The sequence below is a fragment of the Streptosporangium fragile genome, from assembly GCF_039534445.1.
In the GTDB taxonomy this organism is placed as follows: Bacteria; Actinomycetota; Actinomycetes; order Streptosporangiales; family Streptosporangiaceae; genus Streptosporangium; species Streptosporangium fragile.
Map to the genome: position 1 here is coordinate 102,645 of NZ_BAAAVI010000015.1, position 17,152 is coordinate 119,796.

Genomic DNA, 17,152 nt, shown 5'->3' on the forward strand with positions numbered 1-17,152 from the left:
CATGGTCGCGCCGTCCACCTTTCCGATCTTCACTCTCGCGTCCCTGGCGCTGGTCGTCGTCCCGGGGCCGAACCACCTCTACATCGCCGCCCGGGCCGTCGCGCAGGGCCGCCGGGCCGGGGTCGTGAGCGCGCTCGGCGTGGAGACGGGCATGCTGGTCCACATCGCCGCGGCGGCGGCCGGGCTCTCGTACGTGATCGCGCGATCGGCTGCCCTGTTCGACGTGATCAAGTGGGCCGGTGTGGCGTACCTGGTCTACCTGGGGATCCGGGCGCTGACGAGCAGGCACGAGCCGGCGGCGCGGGGGACCGCCCCGCAGCCCCTGCGGCAGGTCTTCCTCGAAGGGGTGGTCGTCAACGTGCTCAACCCCAAGGTGATCCTGTTCTTCCTGGCGTTCCTGCCGCAGTTCGTGGAGCCGGAGGCGGGCGCGGTACCGCTGCAGATCGCCGTCCTGGGCGGGACCCTGTTGCTCCTGGGCCTGGCCTCCGACCTGCTCTACGCGGCGGGGGCGGGCGCCCTGGGCCGGCGGCTGCGGACCCGGCCGGGCCTGCTCGGCCGGGTCAGCGGGATCGTCTACCTCGGCCTGGGCGTGGCCACCGCCCTGTCCGGCCGCTCCGTCTGACCTGCGGCTGATCGCTTCCCGCCCCTTCCCGCCGTCCCGGCTGCGCCCGTCCTCCTGTCATCTCCTCCCCCGCGGCTCCGGCCGCGCCCCGCCCCGCCACCTCCCGCCCGCCGCCTGGGCACGCAGGTCACCGATCAGGCGGGCCAGGGGGCCGGGGGCCGCCATCACGCCCAGGTGGCCGCGGCCGGGGACCAGGATCAGCCGCCCGTCGCGGCAGGCACGGAGGAAGTCGCGCTCGTGCATCCGGAACGGGTCGCGGGAGCCGTTGACCAGCCACACCCGCCCGGGGTAGACGGCCAGCGCGGCGAGCTGGTCGTGGCCGGTGACGGCCTCGACGACTTGGGGCAGTACCTCGCACGAGAGCCCTCCGGCCACGAACGCCTCACCCGCGGGGCCGGGGAACAGGCGGCGCAGAGCGTACGAGCTGATCCGGTCGGCGAGGTGCGGGTTGCGCGCGGCGAGGGACGCGGCGAGCCGGTAGCCGCCCGCCCACGCGGTCCTGCGGGCCGTGCACCCCATGGCCACCAGGCCGGCCACCCGGTCGGGGAAACGCTCGACGGTGGCGATGCCGACGTATCCGCCGAGCGACAGGCCGGCCACGAGGGCGCGGCCGCCGAGTGCGTCGATCGCGTCGGCGACGGCCGAGGCCGCCGCCTCCATGGTGAACGGCTCGCCCCGGCGGGTGCCGTGGCCGGGGAGGTCGACGGCCGTCGCGGGACGGTCGAGGCGGGAGAGGACCGGAGCCCACATGGTCGCGCTGACCCGGGCTCCGTGGATGAGAACGATGGGGAGCATGGCGAACCTCCGGAATGCCGCTCGATTAAAACACAACGCACCGTTGCGTTGCTATAGTCGGGCACATGGCACCGCGCAAGGAACAGCAGATCTTCCGGGCGACGCTGGAACTACTCGCCGCCAAGGGGTACGAAGGGCTGACCGTGGAGGGGGTGGCCGAGCGGTCGAGGGTGAACAAGACCACGATCTACCGGTGGTGGCCGTCGAAGGCGGCACTGCTCGCCGCGGCCCTCGTCGAGGCCGACCTGCTCGCGATGGAGCAGCCGGACACCGGGAGCCTCAGAGGGGATCTGGAGGCACTGGTCAGGGGGATCGTCGCACTGCTCACCCGACCGCCGGCTGCGGACGTCGCGGTGGCCGCGCTCGGCGCCGCCGTTCACCACCGGGAGCTCGCCGAGGCGGTGCGACGCTTCTTCGCCGACCGGTTCGTGCGGGAGGAGGCGGTCTTCGAGCGCGCCCGGCGGCGGGGCGAGCTGTCCGCGACGGCCGACCCCATGCTGATCGTGGATCTGCTCGCGGGCGCGGTGTGGCTGCGCACGGTCTTCCGGGGTCTCCCCCCGGACGACGACTTCGCCGCCAGGGCGGTGAGCGCCGTCCTGGACGGCTCGGCCACCGCCCGCGCCCGCACGGGTGGCCCCGCCGCAGGCTGAGCCGCGCCGCGCGGCCGGGCTCGGCGCTCCTCCCCGGCGGACGGTGTCAGGCGGAGAGAGCGTCCGGGATGCGGTCGAGGACCGGGTAGGGCACGAGGCCGTACGCGTAGAAGTCGACCGCGTCGGCACCGGAGGTCCTGACGGCGCGGACCTTGGCGGCGAGGCGGTCGGCCGTGTCGGTGTCGGGCAGGCCGGGGCGGAGCACGACCCGCAGCTCCCTGTCCTTGGCCGTCGAGCGGCGGTAGGCGGCCACGTCCTCGGCGATCCTGGCCGCGTCACGGGCGTAGGCGAGCGCGCCGAGCGAGGGCACCAGGTCGCCGAGGGCGACCAGGTCGACGCCGAACTGCCAGGCGTCGTGGGCGGCGAGACCGGGCGAGGGCAGGCCGTCGGCGTAGCCCTTCGCCGAACCCGTGCCGTCGAGGAAGACGAGCCGGGAGCCCTCCTCGGTGACGGCCGCGGAGACGTCGGAGACGAGCGAGGTCACCACCTCGGAGCGGGCCCGCGCGTAGGCGACCACCTCGGGTCCGGCGTAGGCGGTCAGCGCGGCGCGGGTCACCTCGCCCTGCGCGGGCGGATCGCCGTCGAACACGCCGCCGACGATCCTGGAGCACTCCTCGCGCGCCGCCTCGGCGTTGACCCCCAGGTCGACGGCGCGGCGCATGCAGAAGTCGCAGAAACACAGGCCGAGCAGGAAGACGTCCATCGGCCCGAGCGGGACGAAGCCGGGCTCGTGGCGGTGGCCGTGACCGAAGGCGCCGAAGTGCAGCGCCTCGGCGACCACGCTGTCGACGCCCTGCCTGGCCACCGCCCTGCCCAGCGCGACCGCGTACAGGCGGACGTCGGGGTGGGAGGGGCACAGGTCGGCGGGCGATCCCCGGTCGCCGAAGCAGTTGCGCACGGTCACGTCCGGGTCGGCCAGGCCCAGCGTGCCGTTCCGCAGGAAGACGGTCCAGCCGTGCAGGGCGAGCCCGCGCCGGGCGGTGGCGAGGCGGAGGGCGGCCAGCGGCTCCTCTTCCGCCCCGTCCTGGACGGGCGGGACCAGCCGGAGCCCGCCGAACAGGTCGTCCGGCGGCGGGAAGTGCACGCCGTCGCGACGGACCGTCACGCGCGTCCGGCCGTGCGGGGTGATGTCGCGGGCGCGACGGCAGGCGGCGGCGACGGTCACGCCCGTCACGCCGTATCCGGTGATCCGGTCAAGGACCTTCTCCGGGCCCTCCCCGCGAACGTCCTCGACATAGACGTATAGCGAGCTGTCCACGCCGCCGCCCTCCCACGAAGTCGGTCAGACTCTAACGCGCCTTGTAGGCCACGAAGTCGATCTCGACGAGGATGTCCATCAGGTCGGACCCGACGGTCGTGCGAACCGGGTAGGGACGGGTGAAGTACGACTTGTACACCTCGTTGTAGGCGGCGAAGTCGCGCTTGAGGTGCTGCAGGTGCACCGTCGACTTGACCACGTCGTCGAAGCCCAGCCCGTGGGCGGCGAGGACGGCGCCCAGGTTGCGCATCACCTGGTGGGTCTGCTCCGCCACGTCGGCGCCGACGATCTCGCCGGTCTCGGGGCTCAGCGGGCCCATGCCCGAGGTGTAGACGAAGTCGCCCACCACGAGACCCTGCGAGTAGGCCCCGACGGGCGCCGCGCCCTCGGCGGTACGCAGCTCCTGCTTGTCGCTCATTTCTCCACTTTCTATGGCAATAAATTAGAAAAAGGTGTTTATCAGACCGACGACGACGTAGTCGTCGTCCACCACCGGCATGACCCGCCACTTGTCGAAAGCGGTGCACGGGTGGGAGATGCCGAAGGAGACCAGGTCGCCCGGCTTGACCGGCGAGCCCGGGGCGAGACGCAGGACGGCGTGCTGGTCCTGGACCTTGAGCACCGTCGCGTCCGCGACGGCCCCGCGCGGCACCGGCAGCCCCTCGTCGACGGGGGCGTCCCGCTTGCCGAACCCGACGACGGCCAGGCCGGGCTCCGGGACGCTGAGCACGTGCGCCCAGACCTCCAGCGCGGCCCGCAGCTCGCCCTCGATGCGGTTGTACGGGGTGCGCTCGCGGTAGTAGCCGTCGTCGTGGGAGACGTAGGCGCCACTGCGCAGCATGACCCTGGCCTGGCAGTCGGCGAGCTCGCGGCCGATGACGTCGAACCACTGGCTGCCGCCCACCGACAGGATCGGGTCACGCACCCGGAGGTGCGCGAGAGCCTCCAGCATCCGGTGCAGGTAGGCCCGGACCTCCTCGGCCGAGCCCAGCGATCCCTCATACCCGGCGACTCCGGCGAGCTCCACCCCATCGGCGGCCTGGGCGGCCGCCGCGACCTCCAGGAGCTCGCCGAGCGTGCGGCTACCGGCCCGGCCGCCCTCGTGGCCGAGCTCGGCCAGCACCCGGAACGGCCGGGCCCCGGCGTGCCGGGAGAGCGCCTCGACCCCGGCCACCGAGTCGACGAAGCAGAGAAACTCGAAGGAGTCGTCGGCGGCCAGCTGCGCGGCGAGGGCGTCGAGCCCGGCCGGGTCGAAGATCTGGTTGGCCAGGACGATCCGGGACACGCCGAACTCCCGCACGGTGAGCGCCTGGCTCGGGGTGGCGACGGTCATCCCCCACGCGCCCGCGTCGAGCTGCGCCCTGATCAGCTCCGGGGACATGGTGGTCTTGGCGTGCGGAGCGAAGATCATGCCGTACTCCCGGGTGAAGGCCGCGAGCGTGGCGATGTTGTGCTCCAGCGCGCTTCGGTGCGCCACCATCACGGGGAAGGTGAACACCCCGCCGAACAGCGAGGAGCCCACCGCCCTCTCGGGATCCACGATTCCCTTCACGCCCCGTCCCCCTTCGACCCCGTGAACCGCACAGGGGCCCATGCCCCCTTCTGCCACTTTGAGGACCTTATCCTCAGCTTTCACAATGCCTGTCCTCAGGGCCGCAGCGCCCGGCCGGGGGTGGCCCCGGTGAGCAGCCCGGCGGCGAGGACCGGGACACCGGAGACGAGGACGTCGTCGATACCGGTCGCCGGGGTGCGCGGAGCGGCGTAGGTGGCCAGGTCGGTGACCGTGCCCGCGTCGAGGACGACCAGGTCGGCGACCTGGCCGGGGCGGACGAGGCCCCGGCCGTCCAGACCGAAACGACGGGCCGGGTGCGAGGCGAGGTGGACGGCGGCCTGCTCCAGGGTCAGGTCACCGGTCTCGCGGACGTGGTGGCCGAGCATGCGCGCGAAGGCCCCGTAGCCGCGGGGGTGCGGGTGGCCGCCGACGTAGATGCCGTCGGAGCCGCCCGTGTGGGCCGGATGGCGCAGGATCGCGCGGACCGACTCCTCGCCCTCGGGCCCCTCGTCCGGCCGGGCCGCCACGCACCCGGCCTCCAGCCGGGTGTCGATCAGGACACGGCGGCAGAACTCCCCGGGCTCCATCCCGGCACGGGCCGCGGCCTCGGGCAGCGTCAGCCCCTCGGCCCACTCGGCACCGGGGACGTGGGAGAAGGTGATCCTCGGCCAGAGGGTGTCGTCCCAGTCGATCCGCTCCGTCCGGAGCAGCTCCAGCGCGCGGTCGGTGTCGGCGGCCGGGACCCACGGGGGCAGCGCGACCATCGCCAGGATCGTGCTGCCCCGCAGGTAGGGGTAGGTGTCGAAGGTGACGTCCAGCCCTTCGGCGCGGGCGCCGTCGACGAGCGGCAGCAGCGTGGACGCCGGGCCGTGGTAGTGCGAGACGTGCACGGCGGCGCCCGAGCGTCGCGCGATGTCGGCCACCTCGACCATGCCCGCCTCGGCGCGGGCGCCGTACCCGCGCATGTGCGTCACATACGGCAGGCGACCCAGCGGCGCGCAGAGCGCGGCGATCTCCGCGGCGTCGGCGTAGCGCCCCGGGGCGTACTCCAGGCCGGTGGACAGCCCCACCGCGCCCTCCGACAGGCCGCGCTCGACGCGGGCGAGCATGGCGGCCAGCTCGTCGGCGGAGGCGGACCTCTCCGCGGCGCCCATCACGTCGTAGCGGATCGTGCCGTGCGGCAGCAGATAGGCGGTGTTCAGAGCGGTGGCCCGGTCGTAGCCCGCGAGCAGCTCCGCGACCCCGAGCGGCCCGTCGGCGGACGGGTGGACGCCGTTGACGGCCGCGAAGTAGCGGGTGGCGTAGGCGAAGGCCTCGGGGGTGGTCGTGGGCGCGTAGGACAGCCCGTCCTGCCCGAGGACGAACGTGGTCACGCCCTGACGGAGCGCGGCGAGCTGCACTTCCTTGTCGAAGACGAGGGCGTCGCCGTGGGCGTGGCAGTCGATCAGGCCCGGCATGACGTGGCGCCCGGTGGCGTCGACCAGGGTCGCGGCGTCGGCGCCGTCCAGGCGGCCGACCGCGGCGATCCGGTCACCGGTCACGCCGACGTCGGCGCGGTAGGCGGGGGCGCCCGTGCCGTCCAGCACCCGGCCGCCCCTGATCAACACATCGAATGACATGCCCGGATTCAATCACCCGGCGGGCGCCGGACGCATCTCGCTCTCCCCGCGTGGCCCGGGATCGCGCACCCGTACCCCGGGGCCGCCGCCCGGACCCCGAGGACCGCGCGCACGGACCCCAAGGGCCGCGCGCACGGACCCCGGGGTCCGCAACCGGGCCCCGGGGTCGCTCCCGTACCGGTCCTAGTCGGGGATCTCCTGCTGGGACGTTGTCGGGACGCACGCCACGTCCTGGATCACCGGGCGCCGTTCGAGCAGTTCCCGTGCCTGGCTCCGGGCCAGGTTCCAGCCGTTCCACGGGTCGGTCTCGTGGAGATCGTTGATGCTGATCACATCCCGCAGCGCGCAGCTGCGGGCCGGCTCCGGCAGCCGGTCCAGGGCGGGCACGGCCTCGGCGCCCAGCTCGCCGAGATACTCCAGATCAAGCATGTCCACGCCTCGTACGGCGATCTGGGTCTCCGCGACCCGCAGGTCGGGGTTCCACACCCCGAACGCCAGCAGCGACGCGCCGGTCATCACCACGAGGGTCCTGGGCAGCCAGCGCCCGTGACCCCGCCCGGCCAGGCGTACCGCGCCGGCGACGAGGACCAGCCCGAAGACCCCCGCCAGCCACCAGATGGCCGCCCACACGGAGGCCCGCAGCCGGGAGAACCCGTAGGCGTCGACGTACAGGTCCAGCCGGTGCAGCGCGGAGAACAGGATCACCAGGGTCAGCGCGCAGAGCAGGCCGAGCAGCCCGGCCATCAGCCACCGGTCGAAGCCCCGCAGCTCCACGGCGCCCGAGGCGGCCGCCACGATCGCCAGCACGAACACGCTGACGATGACGAGCTGGAAGAACCCGGACCTCGCGTACTCGGCGTAGGTGAGGCCCGTGGCGGACACCAGCCACCGGGTGCTGCCGAACAGCACGGTCAGCTGCATCGCCACGAACGTGGCGAACAGCAGGTTGAGGGCGATCAACGGGGTCACCCACAGGCCCCGGCCGACCGTGATCCGCAGGTCCGGGGACGCGGGCTCGGCGACGGGCCGCAGGCCCACCAGGACGGCGGAGGCCACCACCACGGCGAAGACCGCGAACAGCAGGATCCGCTGGGGCAGCGACTCCGCCCAGTCCTGGGCGGTGAGCACCCGTTCGACCGCCTCGGCGAAGACCGCGTCCGCCGAGGCGAACAGCGCGCCGAAGACGACCAGCAGCACGAGGGTCAGCCCGCCCCCGAGCAGTGTGGGGACCAGCTTCCTGCGCGCCACCAGGCCCTTCAGCGGCGCCGAGAGGAACCACGGCACCGGCACCAGGCCGACGACCACCGACGCCCCGCCCCTGAGCACCCCGAGCCAGCCGCGCCCGGCCCCCGACAGAGCGAGCGCGGCCATCAGGAACCCGGCGAGCAGGAGCAGCCCGACCAGCCAGTCGGCGTCCCGGAACATCGCCATCGCGACCAGCCCGTACGCGACCGCGCCCAGGCCGGCCGACCACGGGGTGACCCTCCCGCGCACCGCGGGGATCGCCGCGAGCCCCATGGCGACGGCCACCAGCACGAGTCCCAGTCCGGCCCTGCTGTACGGGACCACGACCGCGGCCAGCACCCCGACGGCCGCCGACGCCGGCAGTACCCATCGGGGCGTGTCCGGCAGCTCCGGCCGGGGGAGGATCGGCGGGGCCTGGTACGCCTCGGGCCCACCCGGTTTCCCGGCCGTCTCCGGCCCGCCCGGCCCGGGGGCGGCAGTGGGCTCGCCCGAGGCACCGGGGGCCTGCCGGGGTTGCGCGGCGCTCCCGGCGGGCACAGGCACCTCGCGACGCGGTTCACTCCCCGCCGCGGACACGGGCGCCTCGCGACGCGACGTGTCCCCCACCGCGGACACGGGCGCCTCGCGACGTGACGTGTCCCCCGCCGCGGACAGGGCGGTGGCCGGAGCGCCGGGGCCCTGCGCCGGAGGACGGTGCGGGAGCGCGGTCTGACCGGTCCACACGTCGTTGGTCGGGGTGGTGGCACCGATGACCGTACCGATGAACCCGCCGATGCCCAGGACGGCCACGGCGGCGAGCGCGGCCAGCGCGGTGCTGGCGGGCGCGACGGCGATGCCGACGACGACGGCGCCGAGAAGGCCGGCGACGCCCCCGAGGAAGAGCCCGATGATCGCTCCGACCCAGTTCCGCTCCGGCTCACGCTGTCCTCCCCCGGGCGCGAGGAGCGGCGTCGACGGGAACGGCGGCTTGGGAGGCCCGGCGGTCCCGGGGACGGCGGAGCTCGGGGCGGCGGAGGGCACAACCACTGGGACCTCCCGGGTGCCGGACGCCCCGGCGGTCCCGGGGACGGCGGAGGGCACGGCCACGGGGACCTCCCGGGTGCCGGACGCCCCGGCGCCCTCCGCTGCCTCGGCACTCGCGGACGGCTGCCGAGCCTCGGAGCCCTCCCGCACGTCCCCGGCGGTGTCCCCGCCGGGAGCCGGGTGGGCATCGGACGGCCCGTGGATCCCGGCGCTCTCACCGGCCTCCGGGACCTCGTCGGAGCCGGACTCCACGCCGGGGTGGGAGGTGGGGACGGTCTCCGGGGGCTGCGGGGCCCGGGGCGCGCGATCGGGGGAGGCGGCCTTCGCCCGGGGAGCGGAGGGAACCGGGGCCTCCGGAGCCCGGCCCGCCCGTGGAGCGGATGGTCCACTGCCGGCACCGGAGGGGGGCGAGGTACTCATCATGATCCTTCCCGGCAGGTCGACCACCACGTGGCAGCCGATGCCGTCTTCGACGCGGATGGAGCCGCCGTGAAGCTCGACGATCTCCTTGGTGATGGCCAGGCCGAGCCCGGCGCCGCCCTCGTCGGCGGCCCGCCCGGCGTCCAGGCGGGAGAAGCGCTCGAACGCCCGCACCCGGTCCTCGGCCGGGATGCCCGGCCCCTGGTCGCTGACCCGCAGCCGGACCCCGTCGTCCCGGCCGCTCGCCGCCAGCGTCACGACCCCGCCGTCGGGACTGTGCCGTACCGCGTTGTCCAGCAGGTTCGCGAGAACCTGGGCGAGCAGATCGGGGTCGGCCCGCAGGCTCAGCCCCTCGGGGATCTCACAGCGGGCTGTGACGCCCTCCCTGGCCAGTACGGCCTCCCGCAGCGCCTGCTCTCCCAGCTGGCGCAGCTCGACGTCCTCAAGCTCGATCCGTCTGGCCCCGGACTCCAGGCGGGAGAGGTCGAGCAGCTGCGCGACGAGCCGGCTCAGCCGCTCGGTCTGGGCGAGCGCGGTGCCGAGCGTGCCGGGGTCGGGGTCGGAGACCCCGTCGACCACGTTCTCCAGCACCGCGCGCAGGGCGGTGATCGGCGTGCGGAGCTCGTGGCTGACGTTGGCCACCAGTTCCCGCCGCTGCCGGTCCACCTCCCCCAGATCGGCCGCCATGGCGTTGAAGGCGCGGGCGAGCTCGCCGACCTCGTCACGCGAGGACGCGGTGACCCGCAGTCCGTACCGGCCCTTGGCGATGGTCTGCGCGGCGGCGGCCATCTCCCGCAGCGGTTTGGTCATCCCCCGGGCGAGTAGTTGCACCAGGACGAGGGCGAACGCCGCGGCCACCGCGATGCGGACGTCACGCGAGTAGCCGGCGTTGATGCCGACCTCGTTGACGACGAACGCCGCCAGGACGGCCAGCAGGATCACCATGCCGAGCTTGATTTTGATCCGGCCCAGGAAGTCGAGGGGTCTCAATGGTCGGCGCATCCCGGTGGTGTGAGGTGTCGTGGTGTGGGTTGAGAGGACATCGACGTGTTTGAGTGACGGAACGTGCCACAAGTTCACGGCCGGACGAGGGCGTAGCCGACCCCGTGGACGGTCCGCACCACGCCGGGGCCGAGCTTGCGGCGCAGGGCACGCACGTGGCTGTCGACCGTGCGGGTGGCGGCCGCCTCGGAGAAACCCCAGATGTCGGCCAGCAGCCGTTCCCGCTCGAAGACCTGGCCCGGCCGCTCGGCGAGGCGGCAGAGCAGGTCGAACTCGGTCCTGGTCAGCTGAGCCTCGGTGCCCCGCACGTAGACGCGGCGCTCGGCGGTGTCTATCTCGATGTCGGCGACGCGGACGACCGTGTCGGCCACGGCGAGCTGGGAGGCCCGCTCGACCCGGCGGAGCAGGGCGTGGATCCGCGCGACCAGCTCGCGCATGCTGAACGGCTTGGCCATGTAGTCGTCGGCCCCGACCCCGAGCCCCACGAGCAGGTCGGTCTCCTCGCCCAGCGCGGTGAGCATGAGCACCGGCACGGGCCGGGCCGCCTGCATGCGGCGGCAGACCTCCAGCCCGTCGAGTCCGGGCAGCAGCCGGTCGAGCACCACCACGTCGGGTCCGGTCTTCGCGTAGGCGGCCAGCGCCGCCTCCCCGTCCCCGACGACCTGCACGTCGAAGCCCTCCGCGGTCAGCCGGTGGCGGACGGCCCGCGCGATCGTCTCGTCGTCCTCGACCACGAGAACACGTCGTTGCTGAGGGGTTGCCATGCCGGGCAGCGTAGACCGGAGCCGTGCAGAAGACCTGTGGTGAATTGTGAAGGTTTTGCGCATGCATCCGGGACCCGGCCCGGATGAGCCGCCTCGCCTTCCCGAGGTCGCCCGCCGGCGTGTCCGAACGCCTGCGAAAGGGCCGGAACCCATCGGCCACCTCGGCCGCTTGACGCGCGGCGGCGCCCCAGGGTCACGCGCCGAGTGCGAGCGCCTCCTCCCCGTGCGCGGGCACCTCACCGCGGATCCGCGGGAGCGCGAGAGCCCGCCGGACGCCACGGAAACGGAAGCCGGGGAGGGTGAAAAGAAGCGTGTCCTCGTTCATTGGTCCATATGCCGCTGAGTGGCTATGTTGCTGTCCGCGATGGGATGACGAACGGGGTGAGCGGGATCGACACTCGAGTGCTGGCGGGGCGTTACCGCCTGCTCAACCCTCTCGGCGAGGGCGGGTCGGGAACGGTCTGGCTCGCCGCCGACGAGATGCTCGGCCGCGACGTGGCGATCAAGGAGGTACGGCTCCCAGCGGACCTCGACCCCGCCCGGCGGCAGGAGATCTGCGCCGCCGCGCTCCGGGAGGCCAACCTCGCCGCCCGGCTCAAGCACCCCTCGATCGTGACCGTCCACGACGTCGTCATCGAGCAGGACCGGCCTTGGCTCGTCATGGAGCTGCTGTCGGGCACGTCCCTCGACAAGACCGTCCGCGACCGGAGCCCGCTGCCGGTGCACCAGGCGGCCAGGGTCGGCGTGGGCATCCTCAGCGCGCTCGCCGCCGCCCACGCCGCCGGGGTGATCCACCGGGACGTCAAACCCGGCAACGTCTTCCTCACCAGGACCGGCAAGGCCGTCCTCACCGACTTCGGCATCGCCGTGGTCGACGGCGAGGCCACCTCGGGCCGGACCGGGCACCTGGTCGGCTCGCCCAACTACATCGCGCCCGAACGCCTGCGCGGCGAGCGCGGCGGCCCCGCCTCCGACCTGTGGTCCCTGGGCGCCACACTCTACTTCGCCGTCGAGGGCGTGCCACCGCACCCCGCGGCGACCCCCGTCGCGGCGATCAGCCGGGTGCTGACCGAGCCGCCCAGGCCGCCGGAGCGCGCCGGCCCGCTGGGACCGCTGCTGACGCTCATGCTCGACCCGGTGCCCGAGGCCCGGCCGTCCTTCGACGTCGTCGCCCACGCTCTGGGGGAACTGGCCGTCGGCCGCCCGGCGGGTTCCGTCACGTCCGTTCTCGCCGCCCCGGCACCCGCCGGGCCGATCGCCCCGGAGCGCTCCCGGCCGGCTCCCGCCGCGGGTCGCGAGCCGCGCGGGAAGCGCACGCTGCTGTGGATCGCCGCCGAACTGGCGGGGGTCGCGGCGGTCATCGGCGCCACCCTGGGCGTGGTCCACCTGCTCTCCGGGAACACGGCCGAGGAGAAACCGGTCGCGTTCAGCGAGAACCCGGGTACCTTCACCACGCCGGTCGACCTGTGCGGGCTCATCCCGGCGAGCAAGGTCAGGCAGGTCCTGCCGGCCCTGAAGGGTGAGGGCAAGCCCACCAACGACGGAGGCTGCCAGTGGGTGGCCAAGGGCATGGGAATGGACGTGCGCCCCTCCGGTGACAAACAGTGGGGCAAGAGCCCCCGGCAGGCGCACGAACTGTTCGTGAACAAGCGCAACATGACCATCCCCAGCGGGCAGAGTCTCTGGAGCTGGGCCGACATCCAGGCGGGCGCCCGTTCCGCGCGCTCCACGGGTCCGCTGGCGGTGAAACCCGCCGGCGACGAGGCGTTCGGCTACGACGTCTACGAGAATCGGAAGACCGGCAGGCTCGAACAGAGTTACGTGGTCATGCGCGTGGACAACCTCGTCCTCGACATCGGTTACACCGTGGTGGACGGCAGCAAGGAGGGCCCCGCGATCCAGGCGGGTGCCCACACCATCGCGACCTGGGTCGCGAACGCGCTGAGCAAGCAGAAAGCGGGCGGATGAACCAGCCAGATGTCTCTCGATCGCAGGGCAGGCACTCGGGCGGGCCCGCCGGCACCGGGCTCGCCGGTCCCGGAGCCCCCGGCACCGGCCCCGGGATCGCCGTCACCGGCCCTTCGGGCCCCTCGGACGCCGGGCTTGCCGCCGCCGGACCCGCCGGCGCCTGGCCCGCCGGCCCTGGACCGGCCGGTGCCTGGTCTGCCGCCGCCGGACCCGCCGATACTGGACCCGCCGGCGCCTGGCCCGCCGGCCCTGGGCCGGCCGGTACCGGACCCGTCGACACCGGACCCGGGGGCGCCGGATCCGGGATCGGCGGGGCGGGGGACGCACCGATGTCGGGGCAGAGTTCGCTGGAGCAGGTGATCGGCCGATCCGGGCCGCTCTCACCCCGGCAGGCCGCGGCGATCGGCCTGGCCGTGCTGGACCAGCTCGTCGCCCTGCACAACCGTGGCATCCTCCACGGCGACGTGCGGCCGAGCACCGTGCTGCTCGGTCCCCACGACCGGATCCTCCTCGCGGGCCCGTCGCTGCCGTCCCGGGACTTCACCCCTCCCGAGGGGGTGACCAGCCCCGCCGCCGACCTGTGGTCGCTCGGCGCCACCCTCTACACCGCCGTCCAGGGGCGCCCACCGGCGCCCGGCGGCTCGTTGGACAACGCGGGCCCGATCGCCGCGCTCCTGTTCGGCCTGCTCGCGGGCGATCCCGCGCGGCGCCCCGACCCCGGCAGCGTGCGCAACGCCCTGCTCGGCATCTTCCACCACCGTGCCGAACCCCCTGCCCTCATGCCTACGGGTTCTCCCGTTCCCTCGGCGACGCCGACGCCTCCCTTCGACCCGGGGGCCTCCGCGCGCCCCATCCCCGGCGCTCCCGCCGGACACCCGCCGGGGCCTGCCGGTCCCGGCACCCCCTTCCAGGACCCGGCGCGCCCCTTCGCCCCCGGCGCGCCCGATCCCCTCGGCCCCGGAACCCCTGCTTCCTCCGGCCACGACACATCCGCCGCCCCCAACCGGCCAACGCCGGAAACCCAGCCCTCGGCGCACTCCTTCACCCTCGGCGCACCCGATCCCCTCGGCCCCGGGTCCTCCGGTCCCGGCTCCCCCGTTCCCGCTCCCCATGTCCCCGGGCCCCCCGGCCCCTCCGCGCCGGGGGTTCCGTCCTCCGGCGGCCAGGGCGGTCCGGGTGCCCACGCTGCGGACGGACCTGCGGCCCACGGCCCCGGGTCCGGTGTGTCCGAGGTTTCGAGCCACGAGACGGTCCGGCTCAGCCGGCGGCCGGAGGGGGACGGAACCGCCCAGCCCGTTCCCGCGGTGGCGGAGGCGACCGTCCCCGTCTGGAAGAACCCGGCCGAGCAGACGGCCGCCATCGTCTCCGGGCTCCCCCTCGGGGAGGTGCCGGACACCCGGCCGACCACGCACGCCGTCCCGGGCGCGCTCCCCGTTCAGGACATGCCTCGCGTTCAGGACACACCTCCCGCCCAGGACATCCCGCTCGCTCACCAGCCTTCGCCCTCTCAGGGACCGGCGCCGTCCCAGGAACAGCAAGGGCAGCAGGGGCCGTACCAGAGCCACCAGAGCCCGCCGCAGGACCAGTGGGGCCCGCAGGGTCACCAGGCCCTGCCGTCCCGGAGCCACGCGCCGCAGGAGCCGCCGTTACCTCCGGGCGTGTTCCCGCGGCGCGAGGCACCGGCGCACGCCGAAACGTCCCCGCGGCACGAGAACCCGCAACCCCACCCCGGCGTCCCGCGGCACGAGAACCCGCAACCCCACCCCGGCGTCCCGCGGCACGACGCGCCGGACCACCCCGGGATGCCCTCTCGGCACGAAGACCCGCCGTCCCTCCCGAGCGCGCCCGCGCCCGGGGCGGCACGGGAGGCCTTCGCGCCGGGAGACGGGGTGACCGGCCCGACCGAACACGCCGAGCGGTCGAGGGGGATCCTCGTCCCCCGGCCGGTCGTGGCGTTGACCGGTGCCCTGCTGTTCGGCATGGCGGTGACCATCGGCGTCCTGCTCGGGCCGGTGATCGCCGGTTCGGGCGAGGACGAGTTCGCCCCCGAGCCCTCCGGCGCGAAGGGCCGCTTCGCGGCGGCCCCCCGGGCGTGCAGCCTGCTCAGCGACAAGCAGGCCGCCGAGCTGGTGCCGAACTTCACCAGCTCGGAGGTCGAGCGCGCCGCGTGCGACTGGCTCAACCGGCACGACTGGCGCAATCCCAACGTGGAGAAGTACGACCTCCGGGTCCGGCTGGTCGCCCAGAAACAGGACGGGTCGGGGATCACGAGGGCGAAGGAGTACCTGGCCGGCAAGAAGAAGGACTTCGCCGACAAGGGCCAGTTCGCCACTCCCAAGCCGACCCCGCCCAAGGACCTGCGGGGCGTCGGCGAGGAGGCGTTCGTCTCCGGCAGCCACAACTCCATCAACCTGTACGGCGGGTCCTACAAGGTGACCGTCGTCTTCCGGATCAGCAACCTGATCGCCGAGGTCGAGTACGAGCGGGCCGGGGTCAAGGACGACCCCGACGGCAGCATCACCGCGGGCGCGGTGAAGGCCGCACGCTGGCTCACCGCGTCCCTGAAGAGCGATGACTGATCCCGCGACCGACCCGCTGCCGGTGCTGGCCGGGCGCTACCGGGCGCTCGACCGGCTCGGCGCGGGCGGGATGGGCGTGGTCTGGCGGGCCCGCGACGAGCTCCTCCACCGCGAGGTGGCGATCAAGGAGGTGAAGCTCGGCCCCAACCTGCCCGAGGCGCAGCGTACCGAGTTGCGGGAGCGCACCCTGCGCGAGGCCCGCGCCGCCGCCCGGCTGGCCCACCCGTCCATCGTGGCCGTGCACGACGTCGTCGCCCAGGAGGGCCGCCCGTGGATCGTCATGGACCTGGTCCGGGGCCGCTCGCTGGACCAGATGATCCGCTCCGGGGGGCCGCTGCCGCCGCGGCGGGTGGCGTCGATCGGGCTGGCCGTGCTCGACGCGCTGGCCCTCGCGCACAGCCGGGGGATCATGCACCGCGACGTGAAGCCGGCCAACATCATGCTGTCGGACGACGGCGGGGTGCTGCTGACCGACTTCGGCATCGCCACCCTGGAGGGGGACGTCCAGCTCACCTCTCCGGACGCGCTTGTCGGCTCCCCCGGCTACATGGCCCCCGAGCGGCTGCGCGGCACCGGCGACGGCCCGGCCGCCGACCTGTGGTCGCTGGGCGCCACCCTGTACGCGGCCGTCGAGGGGCGGGGCCCCTTCCAGCGCGACACGCCGGTCGCCACCCTCGGCGCGGTGCTCACGCAGGACACGCCGTTCCCCTCCCGGGCGCAGGAGCTGGGCCCGGTGCTGCTGGCCATGCTGGCCAAGGACCCCCGGCGGCGTCCCGGCGAGTCCGGGCTGCGCGCGGCCCTGCAGCGGCTCGCCCAGGGGCTGCCCGCCGGACCGCTCTCCCCGGCGACGGGACCGCGGGAGACACCGTCCCGGGCGGCGTCTCCCGCGCCGCCCCCGGTGGAGCCGCGGACCTCGCCGCCGTCCCGGCCGCGCCGTACCGGGCTGATCGTGGGGTCGGCGTTGGCGGTGGCGGCGGCCGGGACGGTCGCGGCGGTGCTGCTGGCCACTCCGGACGGTCCGGCGGCGCCTGTGGCCTCGGCGAAACCGGCCGACGTCGGGCGGTTCGCCACCGCCCCGGACCCGTGCACGTTGCTGACCGCCCCGCAGGTCGCGGCCGTGGCACCGGGCGCGTCGCCGTTGCCCATGGAGGCGCGCAAGGACAGTGAACCGTACTGCAGCTGGGATGCGGCGCGCGGCGCCTCTCCCACCGGGCGCACGCTGAACGTCGCGGTCGGTCACAAGGCCCCGGTCCCCGGCAAGAGCGGCCCTGACGTCGCCCACGCGTTCTTCGTCACCGAGCGCGCCTCGACCGCCGCCGACGAGGGAACCGGCCTGCTGGGATCCACCGGCCCGCTCAGGGACGTCGGCCGCGTCGGGGCGGAGGCGTTCTCCTACGACGTGGTGACCCTGGGGGAACGGATCCACACCATCATCAGGTTCCGGGTCAGCAACCTGCTGATCGAGGTCAACCTGTCGGAGAAGGGCAGACGGGCCGGGCCGAAGCTGCGCCGGGACGCCCTGCGCGTCGCACGCCAGGTCGCCGAGGAGCTGAACAGCCGTGACTGACGACCTCCGCACCGGGACGGGAACCCGGTGCGGGCGGCACCGCGGCCGGAGGACCGGCCCGGGCGCCGAGATGGGACCCCCGGCATGA

The 17,152-nt window shown here is 74.3% G+C and carries 12 protein-coding genes; 5 read left to right on the plus strand and 7 right to left on the minus strand.

All coding sequences use genetic code 11. The features are described 5' to 3' along the window. Position 1: 1 nt before the first annotated feature. Complete coding sequence (locus ABD841_RS12675; RefSeq protein WP_344970872.1) at positions 2 to 622, plus strand: LysE family translocator; 621 nt, start codon at positions 2 to 4, stop codon at positions 620 to 622. Between the two features lie 57 nt (positions 623 to 679). On the opposite strand, the gene ABD841_RS12680 is transcribed toward ABD841_RS12675, so the two are convergent. Then, positions 680 to 1,417: an alpha/beta fold hydrolase gene (locus ABD841_RS12680; RefSeq protein WP_344970873.1), complete on the minus strand. Its 738-nt coding sequence runs from the start codon at positions 1,415 to 1,417 to the stop codon at positions 680 to 682. Between the two features lie 65 nt (positions 1,418 to 1,482). On the opposite strand from ABD841_RS12680, the gene ABD841_RS12685 reads away from it, so the two are divergent. Further along, a complete protein-coding gene (locus ABD841_RS12685; RefSeq protein ID WP_344970874.1) occupies positions 1,483 to 2,067 on the plus strand; it encodes a TetR/AcrR family transcriptional regulator in 585 nt (194 codons plus the stop codon). Between the two features lie 46 nt (positions 2,068 to 2,113). On the opposite strand, the gene ABD841_RS12690 is transcribed toward ABD841_RS12685, so the two are convergent. From ABD841_RS12690 to ABD841_RS12715, 6 genes are all read right to left on the minus strand, one after another. Next, positions 2,114 to 3,325, minus strand: coding sequence for a hypothetical protein (locus ABD841_RS12690; RefSeq protein WP_344970876.1), 1,212 nt, complete (start codon positions 3,323 to 3,325; stop codon positions 2,114 to 2,116). A 31-nt stretch (positions 3,326 to 3,356) separates the two neighbouring features. Further along, the gene (locus tag ABD841_RS12695; protein WP_344970877.1) at positions 3,357 to 3,743 is read right to left on the minus strand and encodes a Rid family detoxifying hydrolase; all 387 of its coding nucleotides are present in this window, start codon (positions 3,741 to 3,743) and stop codon (positions 3,357 to 3,359) included. A gap of 24 nt (positions 3,744 to 3,767) precedes the next feature. Further along, a complete protein-coding gene (locus tag ABD841_RS12700; protein WP_344970879.1) occupies positions 3,768 to 4,877 on the minus strand; it encodes an alanine racemase in 1,110 nt (369 codons plus the stop codon). Positions 4,878 to 4,972: 95 nt separating this feature from the next. Beyond that, on the minus strand, positions 4,973 to 6,496 hold the full coding sequence (locus ABD841_RS12705) for an N-acyl-D-amino-acid deacylase family protein (protein WP_344970881.1): 1,524 nt from the start codon (positions 6,494 to 6,496) through the stop codon (positions 4,973 to 4,975). 183 nt (positions 6,497 to 6,679) lie between these two features. Beyond that, positions 6,680 to 10,186, minus strand: coding sequence for a DUF4153 domain-containing protein (locus ABD841_RS12710; RefSeq protein ID WP_344970883.1), 3,507 nt, complete (start codon positions 10,184 to 10,186; stop codon positions 6,680 to 6,682). A gap of 74 nt (positions 10,187 to 10,260) precedes the next feature. Further along, a complete protein-coding gene (locus ABD841_RS12715) occupies positions 10,261 to 10,950 on the minus strand; it encodes a response regulator transcription factor (RefSeq protein ID WP_344970885.1) in 690 nt (229 codons plus the stop codon). Between the two features lie 381 nt (positions 10,951 to 11,331). Between ABD841_RS12715 and ABD841_RS12720 the strand changes: the two genes are divergently transcribed. The 3 genes from ABD841_RS12720 to ABD841_RS12730 all read left to right on the plus strand — a co-directional run bounded on the left by ABD841_RS12720 (position 11,332) and on the right by ABD841_RS12730 (position 17,064). Continuing rightward, positions 11,332 to 12,918: a serine/threonine-protein kinase gene (locus ABD841_RS12720; protein ID WP_344970886.1), complete on the plus strand. Its 1,587-nt coding sequence runs from the start codon at positions 11,332 to 11,334 to the stop codon at positions 12,916 to 12,918. A 329-nt stretch (positions 12,919 to 13,247) separates the two neighbouring features. Next, positions 13,248 to 15,497, plus strand: coding sequence for a protein kinase family protein (locus ABD841_RS12725; RefSeq protein ID WP_344970888.1), 2,250 nt, complete (start codon positions 13,248 to 13,250; stop codon positions 15,495 to 15,497). Further along, positions 15,490 to 17,064, plus strand: coding sequence for a serine/threonine-protein kinase (locus ABD841_RS12730; protein ID WP_344970890.1), 1,575 nt, complete (start codon positions 15,490 to 15,492; stop codon positions 17,062 to 17,064). Before ABD841_RS12725 ends, ABD841_RS12730 begins: the two co-directional genes overlap by 8 nt. Positions 17,065 to 17,152: the final 88 nt, after the last annotated feature.

What these genes read in the sequence shown, in the direction of transcription:
- ABD841_RS12710 (WP_344970883.1), bottom strand. Translation starts at nt 10,186, where the DNA reads ATGCGCCGACCATTGAGACCCCTCGACTTCCTGGGCCGGATCAAAATC.
- ABD841_RS12715 (WP_344970885.1), bottom strand. Translation starts at nt 10,950, where the DNA reads ATGGCAACCCCTCAGCAACGACGTGTTCTCGTGGTCGAGGACGACGAG.
- ABD841_RS12725 (WP_344970888.1), top strand. Translation starts at nt 13,248, where the DNA reads ATGTCGGGGCAGAGTTCGCTGGAGCAGGTGATCGGCCGATCCGGGCCG.
- ABD841_RS12685 (WP_344970874.1), top strand. Translation starts at nt 1,483, where the DNA reads ATGGCACCGCGCAAGGAACAGCAGATCTTCCGGGCGACGCTGGAACTA.
- ABD841_RS12675 (WP_344970872.1), top strand. Translation starts at nt 2, where the DNA reads ATGGTCGCGCCGTCCACCTTTCCGATCTTCACTCTCGCGTCCCTGGCG.
- ABD841_RS12730 (WP_344970890.1), top strand. Translation starts at nt 15,490, where the DNA reads ATGACTGATCCCGCGACCGACCCGCTGCCGGTGCTGGCCGGGCGCTAC.
- ABD841_RS12680 (WP_344970873.1), bottom strand. Translation starts at nt 1,417, where the DNA reads ATGCTCCCCATCGTTCTCATCCACGGAGCCCGGGTCAGCGCGACCATG.
- ABD841_RS12705 (WP_344970881.1), bottom strand. Translation starts at nt 6,496, where the DNA reads ATGTCATTCGATGTGTTGATCAGGGGCGGCCGGGTGCTGGACGGCACG.
- ABD841_RS12695 (WP_344970877.1), bottom strand. Translation starts at nt 3,743, where the DNA reads ATGAGCGACAAGCAGGAGCTGCGTACCGCCGAGGGCGCGGCGCCCGTC.